General features: G+C 63.8%; 29 protein-coding genes and 1 pseudogene. 13 read left to right on the top strand and 17 right to left on the bottom strand.

Features of this window, described 5'->3' with window-relative positions:
• Nucleotides 1-73: 73 nt before the first annotated feature.
• On the top strand, nucleotides 74-856 hold the full coding sequence (locus J2X21_RS17230; RefSeq protein ID WP_404667362.1) for an integrase arm-type DNA-binding domain-containing protein: 783 nt from the start codon (nucleotides 74-76) through the stop codon (nucleotides 854-856).
• Between the two features lie 180 nt (nucleotides 857-1,036).
• Here J2X21_RS17230 and J2X21_RS17225 read toward each other — a convergent pair whose 3' ends face one another.
• The gene (locus tag J2X21_RS17225; protein WP_310330622.1) at nucleotides 1,037-1,951 is read right to left on the bottom strand and encodes a YicC/YloC family endoribonuclease; all 915 of its coding nucleotides are present in this window, start codon (nucleotides 1,949-1,951) and stop codon (nucleotides 1,037-1,039) included.
• A 33-nt stretch (nucleotides 1,952-1,984) separates the two neighbouring features.
• On the opposite strand from J2X21_RS17225, the gene J2X21_RS17220 reads away from it, so the two are divergent.
• The 5 genes from J2X21_RS17220 to hemW all read left to right on the top strand — a co-directional run bounded on the left by J2X21_RS17220 (nucleotide 1,985) and on the right by hemW (nucleotide 6,470).
• Nucleotides 1,985-2,953 carry a serine/threonine protein kinase gene (locus J2X21_RS17220; RefSeq protein ID WP_268168990.1) on the top strand — a complete coding sequence of 323 codons (969 nt, stop codon included), beginning with the start codon at nucleotides 1,985-1,987 and terminating at the stop codon, nucleotides 2,951-2,953.
• Nucleotides 2,950-3,858 (top strand): PP2C family protein-serine/threonine phosphatase, encoded by a 909-nt coding sequence (locus J2X21_RS17215; RefSeq protein WP_310330620.1) that lies wholly within the window; start codon nucleotides 2,950-2,952, stop codon nucleotides 3,856-3,858. Before J2X21_RS17220 ends, J2X21_RS17215 begins: the two co-directional genes overlap by 4 nt.
• A gap of 12 nt (nucleotides 3,859-3,870) precedes the next feature.
• On the top strand, nucleotides 3,871-4,593 hold the full coding sequence (gene rph, locus J2X21_RS17210) for a ribonuclease PH (RefSeq protein WP_310330618.1): 723 nt from the start codon (nucleotides 3,871-3,873) through the stop codon (nucleotides 4,591-4,593).
• An 85-nt stretch (nucleotides 4,594-4,678) separates the two neighbouring features.
• Nucleotides 4,679-5,284: an RdgB/HAM1 family non-canonical purine NTP pyrophosphatase gene (gene rdgB, locus J2X21_RS17205; protein ID WP_310330617.1), complete on the top strand. Its 606-nt coding sequence runs from the start codon at nucleotides 4,679-4,681 to the stop codon at nucleotides 5,282-5,284.
• Between the two features lies 1 nt (nucleotide 5,285).
• The gene (gene hemW / locus J2X21_RS17200) at nucleotides 5,286-6,470 is read left to right on the top strand and encodes a radical SAM family heme chaperone HemW (RefSeq protein ID WP_310330616.1); all 1,185 of its coding nucleotides are present in this window, start codon (nucleotides 5,286-5,288) and stop codon (nucleotides 6,468-6,470) included.
• Here hemW and J2X21_RS17195 read toward each other — a convergent pair.
• Nucleotides 6,442-7,368 (bottom strand): LysR substrate-binding domain-containing protein, encoded by a 927-nt coding sequence (locus J2X21_RS17195; protein WP_310330615.1) that lies wholly within the window; start codon nucleotides 7,366-7,368, stop codon nucleotides 6,442-6,444. The two genes, hemW and J2X21_RS17195, sit on opposite strands and share 29 nt — an antisense overlap.
• Nucleotides 7,369-7,459: 91 nt before the next feature.
• Here J2X21_RS17195 and J2X21_RS17190 point away from each other — a divergent pair, with 91 nt between their 5' ends.
• A complete protein-coding gene (locus J2X21_RS17190; protein ID WP_310330614.1) occupies nucleotides 7,460-7,756 on the top strand; it encodes a hypothetical protein in 297 nt (98 codons plus the stop codon).
• Here J2X21_RS17190 and J2X21_RS17185 read toward each other — a convergent pair whose 3' ends face one another.
• Genes J2X21_RS17185 through J2X21_RS17175 form a run of 3 tightly spaced genes read right to left on the bottom strand, consistent with a single transcriptional unit; the run spans nucleotide 7,757 to nucleotide 10,387 of the window.
• Entirely contained in the window at nucleotides 7,757-8,845 is a 1,089-nt protein-coding gene (locus J2X21_RS17185; RefSeq protein ID WP_310330612.1) for a protein-glutamate methylesterase/protein-glutamine glutaminase, read from the bottom strand.
• A 22-nt stretch (nucleotides 8,846-8,867) separates the two neighbouring features.
• Nucleotides 8,868-9,533: a chemoreceptor glutamine deamidase CheD gene (gene cheD / locus J2X21_RS17180; RefSeq protein WP_310330611.1), complete on the bottom strand. Its 666-nt coding sequence runs from the start codon at nucleotides 9,531-9,533 to the stop codon at nucleotides 8,868-8,870.
• 2 nt (nucleotides 9,534-9,535) lie between these two features.
• Nucleotides 9,536-10,387 (bottom strand): CheR family methyltransferase, encoded by an 852-nt coding sequence (locus J2X21_RS17175; protein ID WP_310330610.1) that lies wholly within the window; start codon nucleotides 10,385-10,387, stop codon nucleotides 9,536-9,538.
• Between the two features lie 225 nt (nucleotides 10,388-10,612).
• Between J2X21_RS17175 and J2X21_RS17170 the strand changes: the two genes are divergently transcribed.
• Genes J2X21_RS17170 through J2X21_RS17160 form a run of 3 tightly spaced genes read left to right on the top strand, consistent with a single transcriptional unit; the run spans nucleotide 10,613 to nucleotide 12,532 of the window.
• Nucleotides 10,613-11,341 carry a GGDEF domain-containing protein gene (locus J2X21_RS17170; protein WP_310330609.1) on the top strand — a complete coding sequence of 243 codons (729 nt, stop codon included), beginning with the start codon at nucleotides 10,613-10,615 and terminating at the stop codon, nucleotides 11,339-11,341.
• Nucleotides 11,338-12,153, top strand: coding sequence for a MinD/ParA family protein (locus J2X21_RS17165; RefSeq protein WP_310330607.1), 816 nt, complete (start codon nucleotides 11,338-11,340; stop codon nucleotides 12,151-12,153). The genes J2X21_RS17170 and J2X21_RS17165 overlap by 4 nt, the downstream gene beginning before the upstream one ends.
• Entirely contained in the window at nucleotides 12,146-12,532 is a 387-nt protein-coding gene (locus J2X21_RS17160) for a group II truncated hemoglobin (protein ID WP_310330606.1), read from the top strand. Before J2X21_RS17165 ends, J2X21_RS17160 begins: the two co-directional genes overlap by 8 nt.
• Here J2X21_RS17160 and J2X21_RS17155 read toward each other — a convergent pair.
• The 3 genes and pseudogenes from J2X21_RS17155 to J2X21_RS17145 all read right to left on the bottom strand — a co-directional run.
• Nucleotides 12,529-13,170 carry a hypothetical protein gene (locus J2X21_RS17155; RefSeq protein WP_310330605.1) on the bottom strand — a complete coding sequence of 214 codons (642 nt, stop codon included), beginning with the start codon at nucleotides 13,168-13,170 and terminating at the stop codon, nucleotides 12,529-12,531. The genes J2X21_RS17160 and J2X21_RS17155 overlap by 4 nt on opposite strands.
• Nucleotides 13,171-13,325: 155 nt before the next feature.
• On the bottom strand, nucleotides 13,326-13,970 hold the full coding sequence (locus J2X21_RS17150; RefSeq protein ID WP_310330603.1) for a Smr/MutS family protein: 645 nt from the start codon (nucleotides 13,968-13,970) through the stop codon (nucleotides 13,326-13,328).
• A 73-nt stretch (nucleotides 13,971-14,043) separates the two neighbouring features.
• Nucleotides 14,044-14,283: pseudogene (locus tag J2X21_RS17145) on the bottom strand (JAB domain-containing protein); the annotation flags it as partial.
• Nucleotides 14,284-14,365: 82 nt separating this feature from the next.
• On the opposite strand from J2X21_RS17145, the gene J2X21_RS17140 reads away from it, so the two are divergent.
• On the top strand, nucleotides 14,366-15,985 hold the full coding sequence (locus tag J2X21_RS17140; RefSeq protein ID WP_310330602.1) for a recombinase family protein: 1,620 nt from the start codon (nucleotides 14,366-14,368) through the stop codon (nucleotides 15,983-15,985).
• Between the two features lie 255 nt (nucleotides 15,986-16,240).
• Here the strand turns inward: J2X21_RS17140 and J2X21_RS17135 are convergent, their stop codons facing one another.
• A complete protein-coding gene (locus J2X21_RS17135; RefSeq protein ID WP_310330601.1) occupies nucleotides 16,241-18,184 on the bottom strand; it encodes a replication endonuclease in 1,944 nt (647 codons plus the stop codon).
• 379 nt (nucleotides 18,185-18,563) lie between these two features.
• Here J2X21_RS17135 and J2X21_RS17130 point away from each other — a divergent pair, with 379 nt between their 5' ends.
• Nucleotides 18,564-18,902 (top strand): hypothetical protein, encoded by a 339-nt coding sequence (locus tag J2X21_RS17130; protein WP_310330599.1) that lies wholly within the window; start codon nucleotides 18,564-18,566, stop codon nucleotides 18,900-18,902.
• On the top strand, nucleotides 18,889-19,269 hold the full coding sequence (locus J2X21_RS17125) for an AbrB/MazE/SpoVT family DNA-binding domain-containing protein (RefSeq protein WP_310330597.1): 381 nt from the start codon (nucleotides 18,889-18,891) through the stop codon (nucleotides 19,267-19,269). The genes J2X21_RS17130 and J2X21_RS17125 overlap by 14 nt, the downstream gene beginning before the upstream one ends.
• A gap of 292 nt (nucleotides 19,270-19,561) precedes the next feature.
• Here the strand turns inward: J2X21_RS17125 and J2X21_RS17120 are convergent, their stop codons facing one another.
• The 8 genes from J2X21_RS17120 to J2X21_RS17085 all read right to left on the bottom strand — a co-directional run bounded on the left by J2X21_RS17120 (nucleotide 19,562) and on the right by J2X21_RS17085 (nucleotide 26,021).
• Nucleotides 19,562-20,005: a hypothetical protein gene (locus J2X21_RS17120; protein ID WP_310330596.1), complete on the bottom strand. Its 444-nt coding sequence runs from the start codon at nucleotides 20,003-20,005 to the stop codon at nucleotides 19,562-19,564.
• A 361-nt stretch (nucleotides 20,006-20,366) separates the two neighbouring features.
• Entirely contained in the window at nucleotides 20,367-21,719 is a 1,353-nt protein-coding gene (locus tag J2X21_RS17115) for a type II secretion system protein GspD (RefSeq protein ID WP_310330595.1), read from the bottom strand.
• Nucleotides 21,716-22,810 (bottom strand): zonular occludens toxin domain-containing protein, encoded by a 1,095-nt coding sequence (locus J2X21_RS17110; protein ID WP_310330594.1) that lies wholly within the window; start codon nucleotides 22,808-22,810, stop codon nucleotides 21,716-21,718. Before J2X21_RS17110 ends, J2X21_RS17115 begins: the two co-directional genes overlap by 4 nt.
• A 303-nt stretch (nucleotides 22,811-23,113) precedes the next feature.
• Nucleotides 23,114-23,410 (bottom strand): hypothetical protein, encoded by a 297-nt coding sequence (locus tag J2X21_RS17105; RefSeq protein WP_310330593.1) that lies wholly within the window; start codon nucleotides 23,408-23,410, stop codon nucleotides 23,114-23,116.
• A gap of 3 nt (nucleotides 23,411-23,413) precedes the next feature.
• Nucleotides 23,414-25,093, bottom strand: coding sequence for a hypothetical protein (locus J2X21_RS17100; protein WP_310330592.1), 1,680 nt, complete (start codon nucleotides 25,091-25,093; stop codon nucleotides 23,414-23,416).
• Between the two features lie 143 nt (nucleotides 25,094-25,236).
• Nucleotides 25,237-25,452, bottom strand: a complete 216-nt coding sequence (locus tag J2X21_RS17095) for a hypothetical protein (protein WP_310330591.1) — start codon at nucleotides 25,450-25,452, stop codon at nucleotides 25,237-25,239.
• A 69-nt stretch (nucleotides 25,453-25,521) separates the two neighbouring features.
• On the bottom strand, nucleotides 25,522-25,779 hold the full coding sequence (locus tag J2X21_RS17090) for a hypothetical protein (protein WP_310330589.1): 258 nt from the start codon (nucleotides 25,777-25,779) through the stop codon (nucleotides 25,522-25,524).
• A gap of 2 nt (nucleotides 25,780-25,781) precedes the next feature.
• Entirely contained in the window at nucleotides 25,782-26,021 is a 240-nt protein-coding gene (locus tag J2X21_RS17085) for a hypothetical protein (protein ID WP_310330587.1), read from the bottom strand.
• Nucleotides 26,022-26,147: the final 126 nt, after the last annotated feature.

Here is a 26,147-nt window from a genome sequence, read left to right as displayed (position 1 = left end):
CCCCATAAGTGTTCACGTGTCCGCCTCCTTCTAAGCGGACAGATGTTCACTACCGAGGCACGGTCAGATCAACATGTGTTCCCTGGCTGCTTACGCTGAACCCCACGGGAAGGTGTACAAGCTTGCAGATGCACAGGGCCTGTACGCTGCAGTCACGCGCACTGGCGTTATCAGCTTTCGCTTCGACTACCGATTGAATGGCCGTCGTGAGACGCTGGTCATCGGAACGTACGACTCCACTCTCGGCGCGCGAAAGACGCGCGACACTGACCAACTTGCCTATGGTCAGCCAGTGACTTTGGCTGAAGCTCGTCAGCTACAGGCACGTGCTCAGCGGGAAGTGCAGGCGGGCAACAGTCCTTCCCGCGCCAAGAGCGAGAAGCGTCGGGAGGCGGCCGAGGCGCTGACCTTCGGCGCCTGGGCGACGAAGTACTTCGCTGAGGCAGACCTTGCCGACTCGACGAAGGAGATGCGCAGATCGGTTTATGTGCGCAATCTGGCGAACGAGTTTGGTCGACTGAAGCTGGAGGAGATAACGCCGGCCATGCTGCTGGCACGCTGCGAGCGGATCAAGGATCGAGGTGCACCCGCTCCGGCGATCCTTGCGTGCCTGCTCACGCGCCGCCTTAAGCGACAACTCGGGAAAGCGGCCCAGGACTTTTTCTCTCGACCGGCTGTTGACCCGAAAGCGCAGGATCCAAGGGGCCTAGCCTTTGATTGCCGCCGCCGCGCTCGCGACGAAGGTGAGCCCTTCGCCGATACCGCGGTCGGTCTGGCCGGCCGCGAGCCAAGCCCTGAGCTCAAGGTCCGTGAGCGGTCGTCGTTGCTGTGTTTCCATGTCCCATCTGCTCCATGAAGCTGTAGGTTTTTTTCTGGGAGAAGGCCCAAGAGCGCCGCATCCTGAAAAAACCCCGCAATAAACCCCACAGAATGCGCGCGCTTCACTGCGACGCCCTGGGACGGTCGGGGATACGAAAATCCTTATGGATCAGTCGGTTATTGAGTTTTTCGGGGCATCCTGGGACGCCCCAAAAACCTACTCAATGTTCTGCACCTGCTCCCGCATCTGCTCGATGGCCACCTTCATCTCGACGGAGATGTTGGTCAGCTCCAGCGCCGCGGACTTGGAGCCCAGGGTGTTGGCTTCGCGGTGCAGTTCCTGGATCAGGAAGTCCAGCCGTTTGCCCAGTTCGCCGCCTTTCTTCAGCAGGCGGCTCAGTTCGTCCAGGTGGGCGCGCAGGCGGGACAGCTCCTCGGCCACGTCGATGCGGATCGCGAAGGCGGCGGCCTCGTTCAGCGCGCGTTCCTGCAGCGCCTCCTGAGGCACGCTGGACGCGGCGCCGGTGGAGGCCAGCGCCTCCTGCCAGCGCTCCAGAAAGCGTTGCTGCTGACGTGCGACCACGGCCGGCAGCAGAGGCTCTGCTTCGCTGGCAAGTTCGCGCAGCCGGGTGATGCGCTCCATCAGGATGCCCACCAGCTTCTCGCCCTCGCGCTCGCGGGCTTCGGCCAGACCTTCGACACAGGCCTTGGCGGCCTCCAGCGTCGCGGTGTCGAGCTGGGCCGGCGCGGCGGCACCGCTCTTGCACCAATTCAAGGCCTCGTGGACGGACAGCGGCGCGGCCTGCGGCAGCCAGGTGCGCACCTTGGCTTCCAGGCTGGCGAGGCGGTTGAGCTGATCCGGCTGGGGCTGCGGCCAGCTGCCTTCCGATTCACGTTGGGTGTTGATGCGCAGCTCGATCTTGCCGCGCTTGAAGCGCGCGGCGATCAGTTCGCGCAGCTGAGGTTCCAGGCTGCGCAGCTCTTCCGGCATGCGCATGCTGAGGTCCAGGAAGCGGCCGTTCACCGAGCGCAACTCGACGCTGACGGCGGCCTGTCCCACAGGGTTGCCGTCCTCGGCTTTAGGGGGTTGAGCCACGGAATTGGCGTACCCGGTCATGCTGTAGACTGGCATCAAGACTCGCAAAACAGACACGAAAACGCGATTATGTCCAAGCCGAAGCCGGCGCCATTGCCCGCAGGCACGGTGGTTGGGGGCTATCAGATCATCAAGCGGCTGGCGGCGGGCGGCTTTGGCGTGGTTTACCTCGCTGAAGATCCGGACCATCACCTCGTCGCGCTGAAGGAATATCTGCCCTCGTCGCTGGCCGAGCGCTCCCCTGGGGAGCTGACGCCGCGCGTCAAGCCCGAGAAGCAGCCGCTGTACCGGCTGGGGCTGAAGAGCTTCTTCGAGGAAGGCCGCTCGCTCGCCCAGATCTCGCACCCCAGTGTCGTGTCGGTGCTGAACTTCCTGCGCGAGAACGAGACTGTGTACATGGTCATGAACTACCTGCAGGGCGACACGCTGCAGGACTTCATCGTGACCGCGCGCGACATGAAGCGCGACAAGGTGTTCCGCGAGTCCACCATTCGGAGCCTGTTCGACGAGATCCTGCGCGGCCTGCGCATCGTGCACCAGCACAAGATGCTGCACCTGGACATCAAGCCGGCCAACATCTTCATCACGAACGACAACAAGGCCGTGCTGCTGGACTTCGGCGCCGCGCGCGAAGTGCTGAGCAAGGAAGGCAACTTCATCCGGCCGATGTACACGCCGGGCTTTGCCGCGCCGGAGATGTACCGCCGCGACGGCTCGCTGGGGCCGTGGACCGACATCTACGCCATCGGCGCCTGCATCTACGCCTGCATGCAGGGCTACCCGCCCAACGACGCGCCTCAGCGCCTCGAGAAGGATCGCCTGAACCTCAGCCTGTCCCGCCTGCGCAATGTCTATTCGGACAACCTGCTGGAAGTGACCGAGTGGTGCATGTCGCTGGACCCGCTGTCACGCCCACAAAGCGTATTCGCGCTGCAGAAGGAACTGGCGCGCGAGACCGAGCGCCGCTACACCAAACTGTCTTTCAGCGAGCGGCTCAAGCTGCAGCTTGAGAACCTGAAATCCGGAGCCAAGGCTTGAGATTCGACGTCTTCCAGGTCAGCCGCCGCGGCGGCCGCGAGACCAATGAAGACCGCATGGGCTACTGCTTCACGCGGGAGGCTGGCCTGTTCGCGCTGGCCGACGGCATGGGCGGCCATCCGGAAGGCGAGGTCGCTGCGCAGATCGCGCTGCAGACGCTGGCCGCGCTGTTCCAGCAGGAGGCCCGTCCGGTGCTGGACGACCCCCAGCGCTTCCTGCAGGAAACCATCGTCATCGCGCACCAGCAACTGCTGCGCTATGCCGAGAGCAAGGGCTTGTCCGACACGCCTCGCACGACCGTGGTCGCCTGCATCCTGCAAGGCAATCAGGCCTGGTGGGCGCATTGCGGAGACTCGCGCCTGTACCTCGTTCGCGCCGGCAAGCTGATCGCCCGCACGCGCGACCATTCCTATTCCGAGTTGCAGGAGGCCCTGGGCCGCGTGGGACGTGGCACCGAGGTCTTCAACCGCAACGTGCTGTTCACTTGCCTGGGCAGCCCCGGCAAGCCCATGGTGGACTGCCAGGGGCCTATGGTGATGGAGTCGGGCGACCGCCTGCTGCTGTGTTCCGACGGCCTGTGGGGCAGCGTCGAGGACCACGAGATCGTGCAGCACCTCGGCGAGCAGACCATCGCCGAAGTGGTGCCCGAACTGGTCGAGCAGGCCTTGCGCCGCGGCGGTGCCCGCAGCGACAACGTCACCGTGCTCGCCGTCGAGTGGGAAGGCGAGGGCGACCCCGCCGGCGACACCACGCAGAACCTCGGCAATTCCGGCTTCGCGTCCACCATCCAGGGGGCGCTCGATGCCGATCTCGTTGCCGCGATGGACGACGAAGAGATCGAGCGCTCGGTGCGCGAGATCAATGAAGTCATCCGCCAGTCCGGCCGCGGCCTCAACCGCCGCTAACTCTTCTTCCCCATGACCAAGACCTCCACGCGCAGCGCAGGCCGCGCTGCCAATCAATTGCGCCCCGTGCGCATCACCCGCGGTTTCACCGTGCATGCCGAGGGTTCGGTACTGATCGAGTTCGGCGACACGCGCGTGCTGTGCACGGCGTCGGTCGAAGAGCGCGTGCCGCCGCACAAGCGCGGCTCCGGCGAGGGCTGGGTGACGGCCGAGTACGGCATGCTGCCGCGTGCCACGCACACCCGCAGCGACCGCGAGGCGGCCAAGGGCAAGCAGAGCGGCCGCACGCAGGAGATCCAGCGCCTCATCGGCCGCTCGCTGCGCGCGGTGTTCGACCTGGCCGCGCTGGGCGAGCGCACCATCACGCTGGACTGCGACGTGCTGCAGGCCGACGGCGGCACGCGCACGGCGGCCATCACCGGTGCCTTCGTTGCCGCGACGGACGCCGTCAACAAGCTCATCGCCGACAGCAAGCTGTCGCGCTCGCCGATCAAGGATTCGGTGGCCGCCATCTCGGTGGGCATCGTCGACGGTGTGCCGCTGCTGGACCTGGAGTACACCGAAGACTCCGCCTGCGACACCGACATGAATGTGGTCATGACCGGCTCGGGCGGCTTTGTCGAACTGCAGGGCACGGCCGAAGGTGTGGTGTTCACGCGCGACGAGATGAACGCGCTGCTGGACCTCGCCGACAAGGGCATCCGCGAGCTGATCGCGTTGCAAAAGAGCGCATGACAGGCCGCGCAGCGCCGGGCCGCCCCAGGCAAGCGGCTATCCCCTCGGGGGATCGGCCGATGTACTCATCGGGCGAGGGGCAGACATGAAGCTCGTTCTGGCCTCCAACAACGCCAAGAAGCTCGTCGAGCTGCAGGCCTTGTTCGCGCCGCTCGGCATCGAGCTGGTGACGCAGGGCAGCCTGGGCATTCCGGAGGCGGAGGAACCGTTCGACACCTTTGCCGAGAACGCGCTGGCCAAGGCACGGCATGCGGCCAGGCTGAGCGGCCTGCCTGCGCTGGCGGACGACTCCGGCATCAGCGTCGATGCGCTGGGCGGCGCACCGGGCGTGCGCTCGGCGCGCTACGCGCTGAACGTGGGGGGTGAGAAGAGCGATGCCGCCAACAACGAGCGCCTGCTGCGCGAGCTGGCCGATGTGAAAGACCGCCGCGCCCGCTTTGTCTGCGCGCTGGTGGCCGTGCGCAGTGCCGACGACCCCGAGCCGCTGATCGCGATGGGCCGCTGGATGGGCGAGATCCTGACCTCACCCGACGGTGAGGGTGGCTTCGGCTATGACCCGCTGATGCAGATTCCCGAGTTGGGCCAGACCGTGGCCCGCCTGGGCGCCGAGGTCAAGAACCGGCACAGCCACCGCGCGCTTGCCGCGGTCCAGCTGATCGCTCAATTCCGCGAGGTCTGGCGCCTCGGCTGACATGGCGGACCTGTTGCATCTGATGCGCCCGGGCACGCTGCAGCTGCCGGCGCTGCCGCCGCTCGCGCTTTACGTGCACCTGCCCTGGTGCCTGCGCAAATGTCCGTACTGCGATTTCAACTCGCACGAGGTCAAGGGTGGGGCGCTGGCGCTCGACACCGCAGAGGCCTATCTCGCCGCGCTGCGTGCCGACCTGGAAGCCGCGCTGCCGCTGATCTGGGGCCGGCCGGTCGTCAGCATCTTCATCGGTGGCGGCACGCCCAGCCTGTTCAACCCCGAGCAGATCGGGCAGCTGATCTCCGACATCCGCGCGCGGCTGCCGCTGGAGGCAGGCTGCGAGATCACGCTGGAGGCCAACCCCGGCACCTTCGAGCGTGAGCGCTTCGCGGGCTTCCGCCAGGCCGGCGTCACGCGCTTGTCGGTGGGCGTGCAGAGCTTCGACGACGCGCAGCTGAAGACGCTGGGCCGCGTGCACAGTTCGACGCAGGCGCGCGAGGCACTGGCCGAGGCGGCGGGTGCGTTCGACACCTGGAACCTGGACCTGATGTACGCGCTGCCAGGCCAGACGCTGGCCGATCTGGCTGCTGAGCTGGACATGGCGCTGGCCTTCAAGCCGCCGCATCTGTCCATCTATCACCTGACCATCGAACCCAACACCGTGTTCGCGACGCGCACGCCCGAGCACCTGCCCGACCCGGACCTGGCCAGCGACATGCTGGACCTGATCACCGCCAAGACCGGCGCCACGGGCTTGCAGCGTTATGAGGTGTCGGCCTACGCGCGCGACGGCCACCGCTGCACGCACAACCTGAACTACTGGCAGTTCGGCGACTACCTCGGCATTGGCGCGGGCGCGCACAGCAAGCTGTCCTTCCCCAACCGCGTGCTGCGCCAGGTGCGCTGGCGCGAGCCGGCGGCCTTCATGGCGCAGGCCAACAAGGTCAGCAACGAGCACGAAGTGGTGCGCAAGGACCTGCCGTTCGAGTTCATGCTGAACGCGCTGCGGCTGAAGGAGGGCGTCACGCTGACGCAGTTCCTGGAGCGCACCGGCCTGCCGCCGTCCAGCATCGCCAAGGGGCTGGCAGAGGCCCGTGCGCGCGGCCTGCTGGAGGCCGACCCGGCGCGCATCCAGCCTACCGCGCGGGGCTTCGACTTCCTCAGCGATCTGCAGTCGCTGTTTCTGTGAGTCGTTGCTGAAGGGCTGCGATCTCGGCGTGCAGCCAGTCGCTGAAAGCCCGCACGGCCGGGTCGTCGCGTAGCGCTTCGGGGTAGACGATCTGGTAGTCGCGTCCCGCATCCAGATCCACCATGTGGGCATGGATGCGCACCAGCCGGCCGTCCAGCAGCGCGTCAGCCGCCAGCAGCTCGCGGGCGAGGGCCACGCCCATGCCTTGCTCGCCGGCCTGCAGCAGCACGCCGGCATCGTTGAAGCTGGCCACCACCACGGGCGAGGCCTTCACTCCCAAGCCGGCAAACCACTCCTGCCAGTCCTCCGTGTCTCCCAGCAGTGGCTCGTTAACCAGCGCGGCGACTGGCTGGCCGATCAGCTTGTGCGCCAGCACCGGCGCAGCCACGGTGATCAGCGGTGAATGGAAGAGTCGCTCGGTGACCAGGCCTGACCACGGGCCGCGGCCCACGCGCAGGCCGATGTGATAACCCTCGCGCTCCAGGTCCACCACCTGGTGTGACGTGTGCAGGTCCAGCGAGATGCAGGGCTGCATGGCCTGCCAGCGGGGCAGCCGGGGCATCAACCAGCGTTGCGCGAACGAGGGCAGGGCGGTCACGCGCAGCGTCTGCGCGGTCTTGCCGTGCGCCTGCGTGGCGGCCAGCACGCCGGCCTGAAGCTCGGCGAACACCTTGGCCACCGCGCGCTGCAGCGCCTGGCCAGCCGGGTTCAGCACCAGCCGCCGGCCCTGGCGCGTGAAGACCTCGAAGCCCAGCGCCGTCTCCAGCCCACGGATCTGCTGGCTGACCGCGCTGTGTGTCAGGTGCAGGCTTTCGGCTGCGGCGCGCAGGTTCTCGGTCTGCGCGGCGGCCCGGAAGGCGGCGAGGTAGTGCAGCGGAAAACGGTCCAGCGAAGCCATATGGTAAGCAAAATCGACCAGCGAATGAAGAAATCAGCGCTTCTTGAGCGTTGATTGGTTGCGTAGCATAACCAGCACTCAAGGAGCAGTCATGCAAAACAACCTTCGCTGGATCGCCTTTGCCTTGCCGCTGGCCGTCGCCCTGATCGGCGCCGCCACGACCGCCCAGGCCTTCACTGACAGCAACGCCGCGCTGAAGGAGGCGGCCGCCGATGGGCCGGCGCGTGTCGTCATCACGGGCAAGGCCACCCGGGCGCCGGTGCGCACAGCCTGGGTGCCGACATCGCCCAAGAAGCTGGATGGATTCCGGCCCGTGATGCCGGCCGAAAGCCCTGCACCGCAGACCACGACGCTGGCCAAGGCGGATGCCCCGGGCGCCCGGCGCTGATCAAACGCGGTTGAGCGACATGCCGGACGTGGCGCGCAGCCGCTCCAGCACCTTGGCCGCGATCTGGTTCAGCGGCAGCACCTCGTCCGCCGCGCCGGCCGCGATGGCCTCGCGGGGCATGCCGAAGACGACGCAGCTGGCTTCGTCCTGGCAGTAGTTGTAGGAGCCAGCGTCCTTCATGACCTTCATGGCCCGCGCGCCGTCGGCGCCCATGCCGGTCAGCATGATGCCGATGGCATTGGGCCCCACGACCTTGGCGGCCGACAGGAACAGCGCCTCGACCGACGGCTTGTGCCGGTTGATGGGCTCGCCGTCCTGCACGCGGGCGATGTAGTTCGCGCCACTGCGCTCGATGCTCAGGTGCAGGCCGCCGGGCGCGATGTAGCCGTGGCCCGGCAGGATGCGCTCACCGTCCTGCGCTTCCTTCACGCGGATCTTGCACAGGCCGTCCAGCCGCGTCGCATAGCTCTTCGTGAAGCCGGGCGGCATGTGCTGCGTGATGACCACGGCCGGGCTGTCCGCCGGCAAGTTGATCAGCACGTCCTTGGTGGCCTCGGTCCCGCCGGTGGAGGCGCCGATGAAGATGATCTTCTCGGTGGACGCCTTGCCCAGGCTGGCCATGGTCACGGCCTTGACGGGTGCAGCGGCCGGCGCGCCCGGAGCCGGCGCGGCCGGCGCACGGCGGATGTGCGCCTTGGAGGCGATGCGGATCTTGTCGGTGATGTCCTGGGCCAGCAGGCGGATGCCGTCGGCCACGCCGATCTTGGGCTTGGCGACGAAGTCGATCGCGCCCAGTTCCAGCGCCTTCAGCGTGACCTCGGCACCACGCTCGGTCAGCGTGGACACCATCACGACGGGCATGGGCCGCAGCCGCATCAGGCGCGACAGGAAGTCCAGCCCGTCCATGCGCGGCATCTCCACATCCAGCGTGATGACGTCGGGATTCAGGTTGCGGATCATCTCGCGCGCGACCAGCGGGTCGGCCGCAGCGCCAATGCATTCCATATCGGGCTGGCGGTTGATGATCTCGGTCAGGATGGAGCGCACCAGCGCCGAATCGTCCACCACCACGACCTTGGTCTTGGCCATCGTTGGCCCTCCTAACAACTCTCTAGAACAGATCGATGGAGCCGCCGCTGCTCGCGACCGGCTGCACCTTCTGGATCGCTTGCTTGTCCTGCTGGACCAGCGCGTCGGTGTTCGTCGGCGCCAGGCGCTTGACCATCGCCTTGCCGCTGGCCGGCAGGAAGCAGACCTTGCGGGGGTACACATCCATCACGTCCTTGGACACGATGGGAATGCGCTCCAGCTTCAGATAGTCGATGACGAAGTTGGTGTTGCGCTCGCCGACGTTGATGGAGTTCATGCCCGAGATGACGGCGCCACCGCCGAAGATCTTGGCCTCCATGCGCGCCTTGCTGGCTCCGCGCTTCATCATCTCGTTGATCAGCAGTTCCATCGCGAACGAGCCGTAGCGGCCCGAGTCGCCATTGCCTTCGGGCAGCATGAAGTGGTTCATTCCGCCGACCTTGGCCACGCGGTCCCACAGGCAGGCCGCGATGCAGGAGCCCAGCGTGGTCATAACCAGCAGGTCTTCCTGGTCGACGAAGTACTCGCCCGGCAGGATCTTGACGGCCGCGTTCTTGAAATGCGCGTCGTAGAAGAAGAACGAGGCCTCACCCTGCTTGCGCGGCTGGGCCTTCAACTTGTTCACCCACGCCACGGCGACCGGGTTGCCCAGGCCGACGTTGGGGGGAGAGGCGAAGGGAGTGCTCATGGTCAGACCCGTTCGTAAATCGTCTTGCCGCGCAGCTTGAACAGGTCGCGCGATTCGGTGAAGTTCTCGGAGTGACCCACGAAGAGCAGGCCGCCCGGCCGCATGACGCGATGGATGCGCTCCAGCACCTTGCGCTGCGTGGGCGCGTCGAAATAGATCATCACGTTGCGGCAGAACACCATGTGGAAGGGGTCGCCCAGCTGCCACTGCGCGTCCATCAGATTCAGCGGGCGGAAGTCCACCCAGCGCTGAAGTTCGGGCTTCACGCGGATCTTGCCCGAGTTGGCACCGGTGCCGCGCATGAAGAATGTCTTCAACCTTGCGGCGTCCAGCCCGCGCGAATCGGCGTTGTACACGCCGCGCCGCGCCGTCGCCAGCACGTTGGTGTCGATGTCGCTGGCGACCAGCTGCACCGACGCGCCGGCGCCCAGTGCCTCGCTGCAGGTCATCAGGATGGAGTAGGGCTCTTCGCCGGTCGAGGCGGCGCAGCACCAGATGCGCACCTGCTTGCCCACGAACGGCTTCAGGTCGTCCTTCAGCGCGTGGAAGTGATGGTCCTCGCGGAAGAACGAGGTCAGGTTGGTCGTCAGGCAGTTGACGAATTCCTGCCACTCGGCGGCGCCGGACGGGCCGGTCGAGGCCTCCAGCCACTGCAGGTAGTTCGCGAAGCTCTTGTGCCCGGTCTCGCGCAGGCGGCGCGACAGCCGGCTGTAGACCATCGCATGCTTGCCGTCATGCAGGCTGATGCCGGCATGCTTGTAGATCAACTCGCGCACACGATCGAAGTCCGCCTTGCTGAAGCTGAACTCGTGATCGAGGGAGTCGTTGCCGGAGGCGAGATCGGGTGCGGGCATGTCTCGTGAATCAGATTTGTGGGTGCTCGCAGCAGTTCTGGCGTTGGCGCGCCGATTCTGCACCGCAGGGCTCTTGTACGGCCGTGGTTCGGGCCAGCATAGTGCAAACAGGCCGCAGGAACGTGCCTGTTTCACGACCTGCGCTGCGGGTGGCCGCTGCTAGACTGGCCCGACACCACAATCCGGCCGTCCCCTCGTCCTGCATCCCAACCGTTGGATCCCGCCTTGCCTGCCCCGCACCCGATCGAAGCCCATGCGCTCGCTCTGGACCAGGCCCTGCAACTGCTGCAGCAGGCCGGGGCATTGCTTCCGGACGAGGCGCCTCACAGCACTGCCTGGCTGCAGGCGGTTATTGACGCGCTGTGCGATCTGTCCAGCAAGGATGCGCTGACCGGCATGGTCAACCGTCGCAGCTTCGAGATGGCGCTGGCCCGCGAGGTCGACCGCGTCGCGCGTTCCGGCGAAGCCGCCTTGCTGCTGATGCTGGACATCGACCACTTCAAGGCCGTCAACGACACGCATGGCCACAACGCCGGGGACCAGGTCATACGCGCCGTCGCGCAGGCCGTTGCACAGACCGTGCGCCCCATGGACCTCGTGGCCCGCGTGGGCGGCGAGGAGTTCGCCATCATCCTGCCCAACTGTGCCTCACATGTGGGACTGGCTGTCGCCGAGCGCGTGCGCGAACGCGTCTCCGAGCTGAGCATCGAGGTCTCTCCTGGCCAGATGCTGGGCGTCACGGTCAGCCTGGGTGGCGCGTTCGCACCGCAATGGGTGCGCTCGTCGCCGCTGCTGTGGATGGAGCGCACCGACCGCCAGCTCTACCGTGCCAAGGCCGAGGGCCGCAACCGCGCTTGCCTGGAGCCGCAGATCGACTCCCTGGTCAGCGCCGAAGAAAAGGGCATGTTGTTCGCTACCTTGAATTCAGATCTGCAACAGGACACGACGCCATGAGCACGACTCCCGATCCTGCTGCTCCCGCCACCTCGCCACCGCGGTCCGCCGCGCGCGGCGGCGCCCGCACACTGGCCGTCACGAGCGGCAAGGGCGGCGTCGGCAAGACCTTCGTCACCGCCAACCTCGCCGCAGCGCTGGCCGCACGCGGCCAGAAGGTGCTGGTACTGGACGCCGACCTGGGCCTGGCCAACCTCGACGTGGTGCTCAACCTGCACCCCAAGCTGACGCTGCACGACGTCTTCACCGAGAAGGCGACGCTGGAGCAGGCCATCCTGCCCGCGCCGGGCGGCTTCTCCGTGCTGCTGGCCGGCTCGGGCATGGTGGAGTACTCGCGCCTGACGCCCGAGGTGCGCGACAAGCTGCTGCACATCATCGACCTCGTGAAGCCACGCTTCGACTGGGTGCTGCTGGACACCGGCGCCGGCATTTCCGACGTGGTGCTGTACGCCATCTCGCTGGCCACCGACGTGCTGGTGGTGGCCACGCCCGAGCCCACGTCGCTGACCGATGCCTACGCCACCATCAAGGTGCTGGCCACGCAGCAGGAGCGCCGTCATGTGGGCCTGGTGGTCAACCAGGCCAACCGCGTGGGCGAAGGCAAGCTGATCTGCGGCCAGCTGCAGCAGGTGTTGCAGCGTTTCATCGGCCCGGCGCCGAGCCAGAACTTCCGGCTGGAACTGCTGGCCGAGGTCAAGGCCGACATGGCCGTCAAGCAGGCCGTGCTGAAGCGCCAGCTGATGCTGGAGCATTACCCGGGCTGCGACGCCGCCCAGGCCATCAAGGCCCTTGCGAGCAAGCTGCTTGGCTGATTCCCCGACGACGGCTTTCGAATGGATGGGCGGTGAGGCGCGCGTGCGCGAACTCGTCGACCGCTTCTACGACCTGATGGACCTGGAGCCGGCCTACGCGCGGCTGCGCGCGGCGCATGGCGACGCGCTGGACAGCGCGCGCGACAAGCTGTTCTGGTTCCTGTGCGGCTGGCTGGGTGGGCCCGACCACTACATCAGCCGCTTCGGCCACCCGCGGCTGCGCGCGCGGCACATGCCGTTTCGCATCGGCATCGTCGAGCGCGACGAATGGCTGGCGTGCATGGCGCAGGCGATGGACGAGGTGGGTGTGGACCCGGCCCTGCGCGACCGCCTGGCCGAGTCCTTTGCCGGCACGGCTGACTGGATGAGAAACGTCTAGTCGAGACGGAACGCGAAGTCCTGCTGGAAGGTTGCGTCGCCCTGGCACTGGTAGCCGGCCAGCGCGGATTCCACGGAGCGTTGCAGCGAGCGACGGGTCTTGCCGTCCATCGCGCCTTGCAGCACGCGCACGTCCTGGCCCACCACGCGGCCGCCCTTCACGGTGGCCAGCACCTGCAGTACCGCCTCGCCGCTCCAGTTGACGGCAGGTACCTCCGGCCTGGGCATGACCGAGCAGACGGCGCCGGCCGTGCTGATCTGCGGCACGACGACGCTAGGTTGATGCGGTGTCGGGTCCGCCTTGCCCGTTGCGGTGGGCACCATCGTGACGGGAGTGCCGTCCAACGGGACTGTGCTGATCAGCGGCGTTTGCGTCGGCGTCACGTCAAAAGGAATGGGCGGCACCGGGATGGGCTGCGGCTGGTGCAGCTTCGGGCCGTCCACCGGGAACGGTTCGGTGGGCGGCGGCGGCTCCTTCACATCGGGAGGCAGCGGCTTGAGCGTCGTGATGGTCGGCGGTTGGGTCAACGGCTTGATCAGCCCGGCGCTCAGCGCGTAGATGCCTGCCAGGTGCAGGGCGATCACCAGGCCGATGCCCATGTAGCGGGTGGGCGCGGGGGATTGGCGGGTCAGGTCCATGGGCTCTCCTCGGTGGTGGCTGGGAAACCTTCTTCGCGCGCATCAGCGGCTGATGAGCCCAGGCTACTCCCGCCTAACGCGCGAGGTCAATGGCATTGCTCCGCGTCTGCGGAAAACGACGCGCCAGCGCGCGGTCAGTTCGCGTCAGGGCCGTGTCAGGGCGTGCCGTTCAGCAGCACGATGAGGGCGCCCGCGCCGCCGTCGCTGGCGCGCGCCTGCACGAAGGCCAGCACCTCGTTCTTCTGCACCAGCCAGCGGCGCACGCGGCCCTTGAGGATGGGCTCGCGGCCCGGCGAGCCATGCCCCTTGCCGTGGATGACGCGCACGCAGCGCAGGCCACGCCGCGCGCTGTCATGGACGAACTGGCCCAGCGCCTCGCGCGCGGCGTCGCGGCGCAGGCCGTGCAGGTCCAGCTGCGCCTGCAACGACCAGTGGCCGCGACGCAGCTTGCGCACCACCTCCAGCGAGATGCCTTCGCGGCGGAAGGACAGCGTCTCGTCGGTGTCCAGCAGCGTGTCGATGTCGATCTCGTCGGACAGCGCCTGCAGCAGCACCGCGCGCTCGTCCGCCTCGCGCTGGCGAGGCTCGGGCGTGGGTTGCTCGCGGTCATGGATGACCCGGTCCACCGTGCGCAGCGGCGTCACGGGGCCCACGGTCAACTCGAAGACGCGCCGCTCCTGTTCGGCCAGCCGCATGGCCGCGGCGATGCGCTCGCGTTCGACTTCGGCGGCCAGGCGTGCGGCCGCCATCTCGCGGGCCAGCGGCTTCAGGTCGGCCAGGCTGCGGACGACCTTGGTCATTGGTGCACCCTTCGGCCTGCGGCCTGTCCCGCCAAGCGGGAGCGAGCTTGCTTGGGGCGGCCCGGCGCAGCGCTCACAGCAGACCCCGCTCGGCAAAGGAAACGACATCACCGGCGCCCACGACGAGGTGATCCACCACGCGCACGTCCACCAGCGCCAGCGCGTCGCTGAGCTGTTTCGTCAGCAACTCGTCGGCGCGCGACGGCTCGGCGTGGCCGCTGGGGTGGTTGTGCGCCAGGATGGCGGCACCCGCGCCCAGCGCCAGCGCGCGCTTGACGACCTCGCGCGGGTGAACGGTCGTGGAGATGAGCGTGCTGTATTTGCGGATTCGAAGATATTGAACGCTGATCTGCACTAGAATTCCATATCTTCGGAACAAGGATTTGACTATCGACATGAAGCCTCGGGTCATCAGCTACGTTCGATTTTCGTCGGCAAGACAATCAAAAGGGCGCTCAGAAGAACGACAGGGCGATGCAGCAGAGCGGTGGTGCGCGCAGCACGGCATGAAGCTCGATGAGAGCGTCGCGGACCTCGGCTTGAGTGCTTTCACCGGCAAGCACAGAACGAAAGGCAACCTCGCGGCGTTCTTGGAGCAGGTGGAAGAGGGCAGGGTGCCGAAGGGCAGTTATCTGCTGATTGAACACTTCGACCGGCTCAGTCGCGAAGAGATTGACGATGCAGACACGCTGGTCAAGTCGATCCTGCGCAAAGACGTGAACATCGTCACGTTGCTCGACGGGCACATCTACACGAAGAAGTCGCTGAACAACATCGCCGCTCTGATCGGCATGATGCTTGCGTTCGCGCAAGCGCACGAAGAGAGCTTTCGCAAGGGCGGGCGTGTAAGCGAGACGTTCAAGCGAAAACGAGAAGAAGGCAAGAAGGTCTTCGGCTCAGCTCCGGGGTGGCTGAGAAGAAGTCAAGCGGGAGGCGACTGGGAAGTTGTCGAAGAGCTGGCTGAGTCCGTGAGAAAAGTGTTCGAAGCGGCTGGCCGCGGAATGGGCGGGCCTACGATTGCGAAGCTAGCGAACGCAGAAGGCTGGCCGGTACCTACACGCGTGACCTCGATGACAACAGAACACTGGCATTCGAGGATGCCGCAAATCATCCTGAAGAACAGGGCAGTTTTGGGAGAGGCTCAGCACAAGCTCAAAGGCAAGAACGTGTTGAAAGAGCTTGAGAGTGACGTGCCTGTAGCAGTAGGACCACCGATCAAGGATTACTACCCTCGGGTGATAAGTGACGACCTCTGGCACCTCGCAAGATCGTCAGTCCAGACGCGCAAAACAGCGCCGCCAAAACGCGATGGCAACTACTTTCACGTATTCAGTGGACTGCTCAGGTGCGGGCACTGTGGCGCGTCGATACAGCGAAAAGTCGAGTACCGCGGCTGGAGCAGGGCACAGCTGATCTGCTCTTCAAAAGCGGCCGGGATTACGAAGTGCAAGACGATGTCAGCGCTGAAGACCGAAGCGCAGGTCATCTTAGACATATGTGCGTACGCGGGAGCGCACCTGGGCCTGGGGTACGACAAAGACGCAGCGGTGAAAGAAGTTGCGGTAGCTGAGTCAAAGCTCGCTGACGTGAAGACCGCAATAGCAAACGTCGTAGCAGTCAGCAGAGCCGTGGGCGCCGTGCCCGAGGTACTTCAAGACATTGCCAGGTTGACCGCTGAACGTGAGCAGCTTGAGAACGTCATCGAAGAGCTCAAAGCGCAGCTGGCAGTCAACCCAAACTCGCTATTTGACACGGCTTACGCAGAGCAAGTCATCGCAGTGCTGTTCGAGACGTCAGACGATGCGATGCGTCTACGCGCGGACTGCAACAACAGACTACGACGAGCCGTGGACGTGATTTGGCTCTGGGCGTATGACCTAGTCGCAGTTCAGTTCAAGAACTCGCAGCAGCTGCTGACGATACCGCTCGGGGTGAAAGCGCAGGGCGACGCGCAGCCGGCCTGGGCTGCAAGCCTGAAAGGTGAGCTTGAACTGCCGAGCCTCAAAAAGTCCTAGTAAATTCAGGGTTAGAAAGTTACGCATATCTATCCAAGGGCGGGACCCCTACGGGGCCCGCCTGAGGCGCCTTGCCGGCCCGGTTAAGCCGGTTTCGAGGCGTCGCCCGCGCGAAGCGCCGCGCGGATCGGCGAAGCTCAGACCTGAGGGTTGGTTCGAATCCCATCACACTTCAGAGGCTCGCCAGTGGCTGCGCCCCGCGGGTGCGGGGTGTGTGGGCCTGAGCGGATCAGGCGGATTCGAACTTGCGAGGCGCTATGCGTCGAGGATTTCGCCGGTGAACGGGTCGACGCCGGCCGCATAGCTGGCGAGGAGGGCTTTGAACTCAGCGCAGGTCAGCTCGATCAGCTCTGCCGCATCGACGAACGGGATGCGGCGCAGAGCGCTGAAGGTCTGCTCAACGCGTCCCTCGGCAGACATGACCCAGCGCCCCGGCTCGCGGGTTTTGAAGCTGTAGAGCACCGTGTCGCCAAGCATGATGCGAAGTCCGCGGCGGCGCTTCATGAAGTCGCCATAGCGTCCTTCAGCAGGCACGTAGGTGATCTTGATGCGCAGGCCTGCAGCGCCACCGGCAGCCGCGAGGCCGCCTTGAAGGCGAATGAATGCAGCGGTGCCCCCCTCGTAGTGCTCAACCTCCTGCAGTCCAGTAAGCGGGTTGATGACCTGGCGGGTGTGCTTGCCGGGCTCAGCGTGGACAGCGTCCCACAGCGCAGCGGCGCGCGAATCGAAGGGGCGCTCAGTGGCGCGGTAGAGCTCATCCCAGAGTCCGCGGCAGTTGCGCAGCCCGAAGAGCTGGAAGCCGCGTACGCCCCAGGTCCAGCGCCATGCGTGGACACGCTTGCTGTTCTCGGACTGATCGAACGACTTGACCGTGTACTTGGCCATGTAAGTAGCGCCGGACGCGTACGAGCGATTGATGACGCTGAAGTCGACCTGAGCAGCTGGCTTCGTTGAACGCTGAACGAGCGCCCCGGCGCGCAGAACGCTGAACGACTCACTGAAGCGCTCACCGGTCTTCTTGTTGACCTTGCGGCCGGCCAAGTCAGCTTCGACCTGACGAACGACTACAGGTTCGACACGGCGAGCGGTGTCGCCTTGGAAGTAGTGAGCCAAGCGGGAGAGGATGCTCGGCAGAGTGTCGGGCGCATAGTGCAGCCAGACATGCCAATGGCATGTGCCGTCGCCCTGCGGTTCAGTAGCGCGGACACCGCTGACCGCGAGGCCTTCGTTGTCAAGATCGCGCTGGAAGGCCGTCCAGCGGCTAGCGATGTACTTGTGCGAGTCGAGGGGTGTGCTGACGCCGTCGAACAACTTGGAGCGAGTGCCGGGGCAGGCGTGAAAGGATGACGGCGCCGTAAGGGTGACGAGCGCGCATTCGAGGTTGGATTCGATGCTGAGCTGCTCGATGCCGGTGAGGAACGCCCACAGGCTTGCATCACGGTGCGCCGCGCGCTTCGCTGCGTCAGCGAGCTTGATGTACTTGAACTTGCCAGTAGAAGCTGCTGCGCTGTGGTCGATGAGGACGGTCGACTCGAGCCACGCTTGCTGTGCCGCCAGAGCTTCGGAGTGGCGTGACAGACCGCGGTCGCTGATGTACTTCTCGCCAGCCGCAGAAACGAAGCCGGACTTGATGAAGGAGAACTCGTCACGCTGGCGGGCGAGCTTTGAGTAGTGCCGAAGCCAGAACTTGCGGTCGAGTATGCGCGAGACCTTCGTTTGAAGCGAGTCGCCGGGAACAGGACGGCCGAGGTGTGCGTTGGCGATAGCTAGAACACGCTCGCCCACAGAAGCATCGAACTCAAAGACGGCCGCGACAGACTTGAGCTCCACTTTGTGCCGCTCGATCAACTTCGAGGTGACCGCCGACGCGACGGTCGAGCTGCGCCAAGCGAAGCCACCCAGATCGGCCTGCGCAAGCTGAACAAGGCGGTCAAGCAGAGCGTGATCGTCACTCGCCGTTCCCAGAAGCATTTGAAAGCGCTCAGCCGTCGCAGCAGCGGCGTCGTAGCGCTCCGGCGCAGTGGCGCCAATAAGGTGGGCTGGAAGGTCGCCGCAGAACTCTGCGCGTGCAGCGAGAAGGCCGGCTTGCAGCGCCTTTGCGAGGGGCAGCGGGCCGAAGGCAGATGAAGGTGCGGGAGCGGCGTTGAGCTCTGCAGAGTGGAGAAGCTCCGCCGGGGAGATGGCAGTAGAAGCGGACATGGGGAGGGCTGGGTTGATGGCCCTATCCGACTCATGTCCTCGATTTGCGCAGTGCGCTGTGATCTACCTCGCGGGGCCGTTGTGGGGGTACACCCCGTATAGGTCCGGCGATGTCAAGTCTTGACCCCGAAAGTCGATTGGTTTTTGCTATAGCAAGAAATGCGCTTTTTGCCGACTCAGGAGCGACGGTCTAGCATCGAGTTTTTGAAGCGAGAGAAGATAGGCTCCCCATGCCGTCCGACGTTAGAGTAGAGTCATGCAGCCTCAGGCTGCTGTCCGACGTAGTGAGGATTGCAAAAACTCGATGCAGCCGGGAGGCGCGAAACCGTCGATTTTTCGATAGCGGCAAGCTATTGAAATGCACCAAGACTGTGCGGATATGACGGACTTCGACAACGAAGGGCAGATGTTCTTGCGCTTCGAGAAGCTCAACGACCTCGCGGATCAGCTTGTAAGCGTGGCAACACGCAGGCGGGCGCACAGTGCTGGATTCAAAGTCGCATACCTGGCGCGGCCGCTGATGCGGCAGTCGAACGAGAAGTGCTGGGCGCTCACGAGAGCAGACGTGCGATGGCTCATCCGCACGACAGAAGAGCGGTTCAAGACTGCGGAAGGTGCGCTGCGCGTGATCGCAGCAGCGTCAGCGCCCGAGAACAAGCACATTGTGTCTAGAGAAGCCGCGTACCGAGCTTTTGGGATCAAAAATGATCCCGAGTGACGAAGAAATGATTCAGTTTGAGCGCAACAGAGTGCTGTCAGAGCTCGTGCAGCAGATCGTGGCGCAGATTCGAATTCACGACCCGTCTGAGCACGAAGTGCGCTGGATCGCAGAAGCGCTGAAGTCTGAGCTTGTTCCTCGCGTCGAGACGATAGTCGACCGAGCGAAGCAGAGTATGCAATGGCACTCGACCATGAACAGGCGGAACTTAATAACGATACCCGCAGCGATACGTAGAGCTATGGACCTGCGGCCAGGACAGCAGATCGAGTTTGACGTCGTCGGCGACCTAGTGATAGCGAAGAAAGCAAACCCGGACCAGGGCCCGCGCCGGGGCGCGGGCGAGCATCAAGAAGATCAAGAATGACCGAAATTGACGCGAAAAAGAGGCCGTTCGTCAGATTGACGCCGGCCGAGGTGGAAGAAAGATTCGGAAAGGACGACGGGCACTCCCCAGTGCCCGCCGATGTGTACCCTAGTGTGACCACGCTTCCAATTCAGTATAGGAACGCAATTACAAAACTGACGGGCGCGAAATCGGCCTAGCCGGACTGGAGTTTTTGAAGAGTCGCGGCGGGCGACGGACCCTCGCTGCGGTGCGGGCGAGGCATGTGTGTCCGTCCGCTCCTCGCTCGCTGTCCGCCGACCGCCGCGCGTACTCAATAACCGTCAAAAGGCTTGCCGTGCTGTGCCAAAAACTTCAACTTGCGACGAACATATTCACGAGCAGCGGCCCGGCCTTGAGGAGTCTGAAGATCGTAGCGAAAGAGACTGAAATTGCGTTTGAAGAACAATGTGTAGTGCGACTCATCAAGCAGGCTGTCACCAAAATCGTTGGTGTAGAGCGAATACGTCCGAGACGCTGTAGTAACTCGAATGCAAGCTACGACATGGTGCCCCGTAAGAAAAGTCACAGGTAGCATGCTGATGCGACGAATTGTCTTCAAATCAGCGCAGAAGCGACGCGCGTCTGCTTCATATGCAGCAGATTCAAGCTCACTAGACGAAATGTTTTCATCTTGAGATGCGACGAAAACATATCCATTTGTATTGATGTCGCCGAGATTGTGATGGCAACCGTCGTCAAAGTATTCGAAGTTCATGGAAGCGCCTTTCAGGGTTGGGTGGGGCTGCAACGCGCAGCCCGTACATACCTGTATAGCGTCGAGGTCACGAAATCGTGACTTGGAGGCGCTAGAAGAACTGCCTTGATTCAGTGGGCGTTTTTGGCTGACCCGGGCTTGTTACATATATTTACGCTTGGAGGCTGTGTGGCGTCGAAGAAGAGATTCACACCGGTACACGCAACGCCATGTGGCACTCGGTACGTAGTGCTCTCTGATATGGGTGAAGAAGTTAGAGACAAATGCGTTCAATTCGCGCGAAGTAGGCGAGCTTTGCTGCTTCTCGAAGACGGCACGGAGTGTGTGTTTTATGAGGAATGGCAGATGTGGATCGACTCACTCACTGCTGCTGATCGAGACGAGTAGCAGTCAACAGCACGACGACTTCAGAGCTTGAAGTCGACTTAGAGGCTGAGCCGAAGCCGAAGAAGCTGGTTTGCTTGGCATCAGACGTTTGAGCTTCTGTCAGGCCCCCGAGCAGAAGAGCTTCGCCGTCACGGGCGACAACGTCAGATTTGAAAGCGCGGCGGAGCTTAGTCGGAGTGTTCGAGAGCCCGGTGTCCGTTTTGACGAAGCTAGACAGCTCTTGCGAGATGGTAAGACGGATGCTCGCTTCAAGGACTCGCGCGCTAACAGACAGCAAAACGCCGGCCTCTTGATATGACACGCTCTGCTGGGTCGAGCCGTTCTGACTGACGATAGCACCCAGAGTGGGCGTAGAGGTGCCCACAGTAGCGCTAGCGGTAGTGCTGTCATCAACTCTGAGAACCGGCGAGCTGACGAGGCGCACTCTGCTGTCCGCAGCCAGCGCAGACACAGCAAGACTGACGTTGGGAAGAGTGAGTCGTAGAGCATCCGGCGTGGTAGAACTGGACGCGCCGCCGAGGTTGAAGCCGACGCGGCCGCCAAGCAGATCAGCGACGAGCTTCACACCGCCATCGCGAGCGTCTGTAGTCCGGACTTCAAACACATAGGCCTTGACGAGCACCTGGGGAACAGGCACATCCAACTCAACGATCAAGGTCTTGAAACGACTAATCTCTGCGGCGTCGCCGGCGACGACGAGAAAGCTCGGGTCTTTGTCCTGCGCGCTAAAAGTGGTGGCGCCGCTACTCATGGTCGGCTGCAGAGCCTTGCCGGGCTCGGTGGAGTCGGAGCTGGAGACGGTCTGGGCGCGGACAGCGAGGCCGCCCGAGTAGCTGAAAGCGAGCTCGGGGAACATATTGAAGTACGTCGAAAGGCTGTTGACAGAGCGATGCCGAGGGCGGTAGGTGAACGTGTCACCTGGACTCTTCTTCGATGCCTCAGTGCGGCGCTTGTCGACGAGCAGAACGCCGCCGAGGTCTCGGATTTCGAGGCCAAGCGGCTCAATGACGGCCCGGACGAGCGGCAGCGGGTCTTTGAGTTTCGACTTAGTCAGGTCTGCAGCAACAAGCTGAGACGAAGCAGCCACCTCCGGAGCGAGAACGTAGGGGCGGCCAGAGAGCTCGCCTAGAGCGATCTTCAAGAACTCGGCAAGGGGTAGACCAGTGCCGAACGTCTGAAAGCCGGAGGCAGGCACCGGCGCCGGAGGCGGCGGGAGCTTGAGCGCCGGCTGGGCTTCACTCGACCCGACGAGCATCGCCAGCACCGCGATGACGACGATCTTCTTCACAACGAGGAAGCCGCCGATGAGGGCGATCTTGCGGTTCATCGCGCGGCCCCCTTGGTCGATGCAGGAGCAGGGCCAGACCAAGGCGTAGCGCGATCAGACGGATCGAGCGGAATCTGTACTGAGACGTCAGTGGACGCGCCCTGCGTGTAGCTGCCGCTCGTCACAGTTCGGTACTGGCCACTGGCGTTGACCATGACGACAACAGGCAAGCCACCGACGCTGTAGCGTGCGACGAGGCGCCAATCGGCCGCGGAGCCAGACGCAGTGCTGAAAGCTGACTGCGCAGGCGCAGGAGCCGCACCAGCTGACGGCGGCGTCGGCAGGCCCGAAGGCGATGACGCAGCAGCTGATGGGGTTACGAGCGCTGCGCCGTCAGCCGGCTTGCCCATGTCGGCGAAGTAGCTGTACGTCTTGTAGACGCCGAAGACCATGAGGACCGCGAACAGCGGCAGAACGACCTTGAAGAAGGGCGTGTTGAAGACGCTCTGCCGCTTGTCGACAGCCTCTTTGCCCTGGCCGCCGGCGTAGCTGCTGTATAGCGGGAAGACCCTCTTCGAGTAAGTGCGAATGTAGTCGTGCGAGGGCTTGCGCTCGCCGCCCTCCAGCAAGAGCACTTGGTAGTTCTGAGGCCGTCCGAGGGCTTTGAGCTTGCGGCATTGGAACTGCAACTCGACTACGTCGCGAATGTCCTGGTGTATACCGCGAAAGCTCTGGTTGATGAGCACAACGTCGCAGGTGAGACCCGATTGCTCGCTCACGTAGTGTCGGTGCATGCGGAAGAAGCGCATTGCATCCTCGGGCAGTTTGTCGCCACGGTTGAAATAGCGCCAGACCTCGTCGAGTACGACCAGGTCGCCGGGCTGGACAACGGTTTCGGACCCCGAGCCGTGCTCAGGGTCGTACCAGAAGCCAGGTTCGCTGACGCGGTCGTAGCTGATTCGAACGATGCGTGCTTCGACCTCGCTCTCAGGCTTGTTGATGTACGCAGCGATAGCTGGCACAGACAAGCCTTCGATGTTCGTGACTACGCGACGAGCGGCCTCGTCTCGAAGCGCTGGAACGATCTTCTCTGAAACGGCTTCGTAGCTCTTGCCAGAGCCCATAACGCCTGTGATTGCATGAATAGCCATGCGGTCCCCCTTTTGACCGTATAGCGATGCGCAGGCAACATCAGCACATGAACTACGAACAGCAGACTGTCACGGCGACAGTGACGGCAGTCGTCGCAGAGCTCGAGATAGCAAGAGCTGAGTCAGAAGGCGGGCTGCAGCTCAGCATAGGGAAGAGTGTGGAAGGCGTGGACTGGCGCGATCTGCGAGTCGGCGACAAACTAACGTGTCAAGTGAGCGGTTCGCACGCGGTGCGAGTACACAGCGCTGAGCTGACGAAGCCGGATTAGCCGTTTAGGCGTCCCCAGAGGGGATCACTGCTTCTTAGCCGATGACCGGGAGACGACGAATCAAGAAACGCACTGCGTACGCGGCAAACATCATCGAGAGCCCGGTCTGGAAAGCGAAGTAGTCCAGGAAGTACCAGATCGAGGGCGTGAAGACGGAGGTCGCGCCGACGAGCTGGGCTGGGTCGAACCAAGTGGGAAGCAGGTCGAGCAGGATGTCGACGAGGATCGTGACGCCGAAGAGCAAGAATGCTCCAACGGCCCATTTGAGCGTGCCGGCGCCCATGACCCACGCAAAAACGCGGCCCAGGACGGCGAGAAGTGCTGCGTACATGCGTCAGGCTCCCAAGACGATGATGATCGCGGTGGCGATGTAAGCGAAGTGCATGAGGCCCTGGAAGAGCGTGCGGTGCTCTTCGAGAAACGCGCACATCGTGTTGTTAGACAAGTCGAGATTGACGCCCCATGCGTGCCAGCTGATGTCCAGGCGCGGGCACGTGGCTGTGTGCGGCGGCAGCTCGATGTTTGCGAAGCCGGCAAGGCGTTCTTTGAGCTTCGTGATGAAGCCGGCTGGCGGGGCGGCCTCAGGCGGCGTAGGCAGGCCGGTCGCGTCAGCGGGAACTTCGCCGTCAATCTTGAAGCGGTCGGGCACGTTGATATTGACGGGCTGTTGAGCGGTCGAGCAGTTCGTGCACGTGACCGTGCCTTGAACGTTTACGACCGAGGGCCAGTTGCTCACAGATACCTGCGCGACAGGCGTGCTGCCGGTGTTAGCGCCAGTGCCCGGCAACGTCGACTGGTTAGCGCCGTTGGTGACGGGCGCAGGCTTCGGCTGACCCGCCGGGGCGGCTTGGTACTGCGTTGTAGTCAAGCGCTCAACAGTAGTGCCATTTGCTGCGTTGGGAGTACGCTCTTTGACAGTTACAGAGCCCGGTTGGCCTTGGCTAGCGACAGCAGGGCGCGAGGTAGTAACTGTCTGACCCGTGGCTCGATCAAGAACAGTGACCGATGGCGCGACTGACGCACTACCGCAAGACAAAGTGATGGCTGCTGAAGCGCAGTCCGGGTCTTGCCGGTTGAATACCGGGCAGCCATCCGTAGACCAGCTAACTCGGCACATACCGTTGGAAAGCGGCTCAGTAGTTGTAGGCTTTAGCAGAATGCAGCTGGCTGTAGAGTATTCGTAGTAACTCGTCGAAGGGTCGCAGTTGATAATCTCGTTGACGAGAACCAGAGGAACTGCGATGGCGAAATAGGGGCGAGCTCCGCCACTAGGCCGAATCGTCCAAGCTGCGGCAGCGAACGGCGGCAGGGCCGGTATTACTGACTCAAACTCAGCTTTGGTAGTCCCGACGGGCGCAGTAAATATAAGTGCGACACAACCTGAAGAGGTAGACGGGCAGCGACCCAACGCAATATTAGTTGTATCGCCGCCGTTGCTGGCAACATATGTATTGCCGACCTGGGTGATGCTATTGACCAGCCAACTGTTAGGCACGGCGAACATCGTTGCGATATACGCGCGCAGTCGTAGTGCGGGCTCTGACAATATATCTGAGCCGACTGCCGACCAACTAGAGCTAGAGATATATTTGACGATGCCGCCCGTTACCGGCGCAAGCGCGTAGTAGTTGCTGACGCCAGAGGTTGTCTGACCGCCCGAAGCAAGGTCTGGATTGGGCGACGCGTCGATGTCTTGCGTAGAGACGACAACAGCGATTGAGTTGCCAGAGGCGTCGCTTGTCATCAACACTGTAGCGAGCAGAACGAGACCAATGCCCGCCCAGCCGATAGGCGTGATACCGAACAAGCCGCCGGCAGCGGTAGCTAGCGTAGTTGCGACGGCGGTGCCGCCACCGACGATGAGCGATGCACTTCCCCATGACTGGCGGGCAAGTGTGAGCGCGTCGCTAGCGGTGATCGAGAACGGTGAAGAGGGTAGTGCCTGTGCGCGTACGCGCTCAACAGCAAAGAAGATGACAGAGAACGCTAGAAGAGCGATGAGCAGCTTGCGCATGTCAACGACCCCGCAAGCCAGCGATGACTGCGCAAGCGCAGATGACGCCGTGCACGAACAGCGTCAGGTACCAGAGCTCGTTGATCGTCATAAAAGGCCCCCTTGATGAGAAAGGGGCGGGGTTAGCCGCCCCTTCTGCGCTATCAGCGCTTGCCGACCAGGGACTGGACGATGCGGAAGCCCTTGAGGCCCAGGTTGATGCCGATGAGCACGAGGGCGACGGCGCCAATCGCGGTCATGATCGTTGCGCCGTCGGGCGTCAAGTTGGACAGGTCACCAGCGCTAGGGCCGGCAGCAAAGGCGGCCGGTGCGGCCAGTACGGATGCAGCGACGAGCGCGGCGGTACGGTTCAGCTTCATGTTGTTGTTCTCCTTATTGAAGCGTGCGGGTGTCCGACCCGCGGCGGTTGCTGGATGCGTCCAGCGGCGTTAGCGAACCATGTTGACGATGGTGCCGATGACTCGGGTGCACAAGTACAACGACACGGTGAAGACGAAGGCTGCGGACCAATAGGCGGCGCCCGTGGCGTAGTCGTAGGGGCCTGCAGCGGCGTCGACGAACGAAGAGCTGGAGGGCGCGAGAACATACGCCTGAAGGACCGTCGGGGCCTCGCCGGCGCCGCAGGGAGCGGCTGGCGTGGCAGAAGGCCGGCAGACGATCACGTTCTCGAGCGAGCCGGCGGGCATGCTTACTTCGCAGGCTGGAAGTCGTAGAACGACTGCGACAGGTCAAGTCCTTTGTTGAAGAAGGACACTTTGCAGGTGTACTGCCCGGGCTTGAGCGCCTCAGCTTCAGACTTAGCGAAGCGACGCATCGTGACGTTCGGCCGATCAGGCGACTGAACGATTTCGACGGTCTGACTGACGTAGTCCTTACCGGTCTTTTCAGAACGAGCGGTGCGGGCTTGATAGACGACGACTTTGAGCATGATTTCCCCCTTGGAATAGCGGTTGTTGTTGAAGTTGCGGCGTAGGCCGGGGGCGAGCTGGAGCCGCGCCGGCGACCTTCACAGTGGGGAAGGTGCGCCCCAGAACCTTGTTGTTGTTTTCAAGGC

This window comes from Roseateles asaccharophilus, assembly GCF_031458115.1.
In the GTDB taxonomy this organism is placed as follows: domain Bacteria; phylum Pseudomonadota; class Gammaproteobacteria; order Burkholderiales; family Burkholderiaceae_C; genus Pelomonas; species Pelomonas asaccharophilus_A.
Note: the sequence above shows the minus strand (reverse complement) of the source record. Positions and strands in the feature narration are given on the sequence as shown.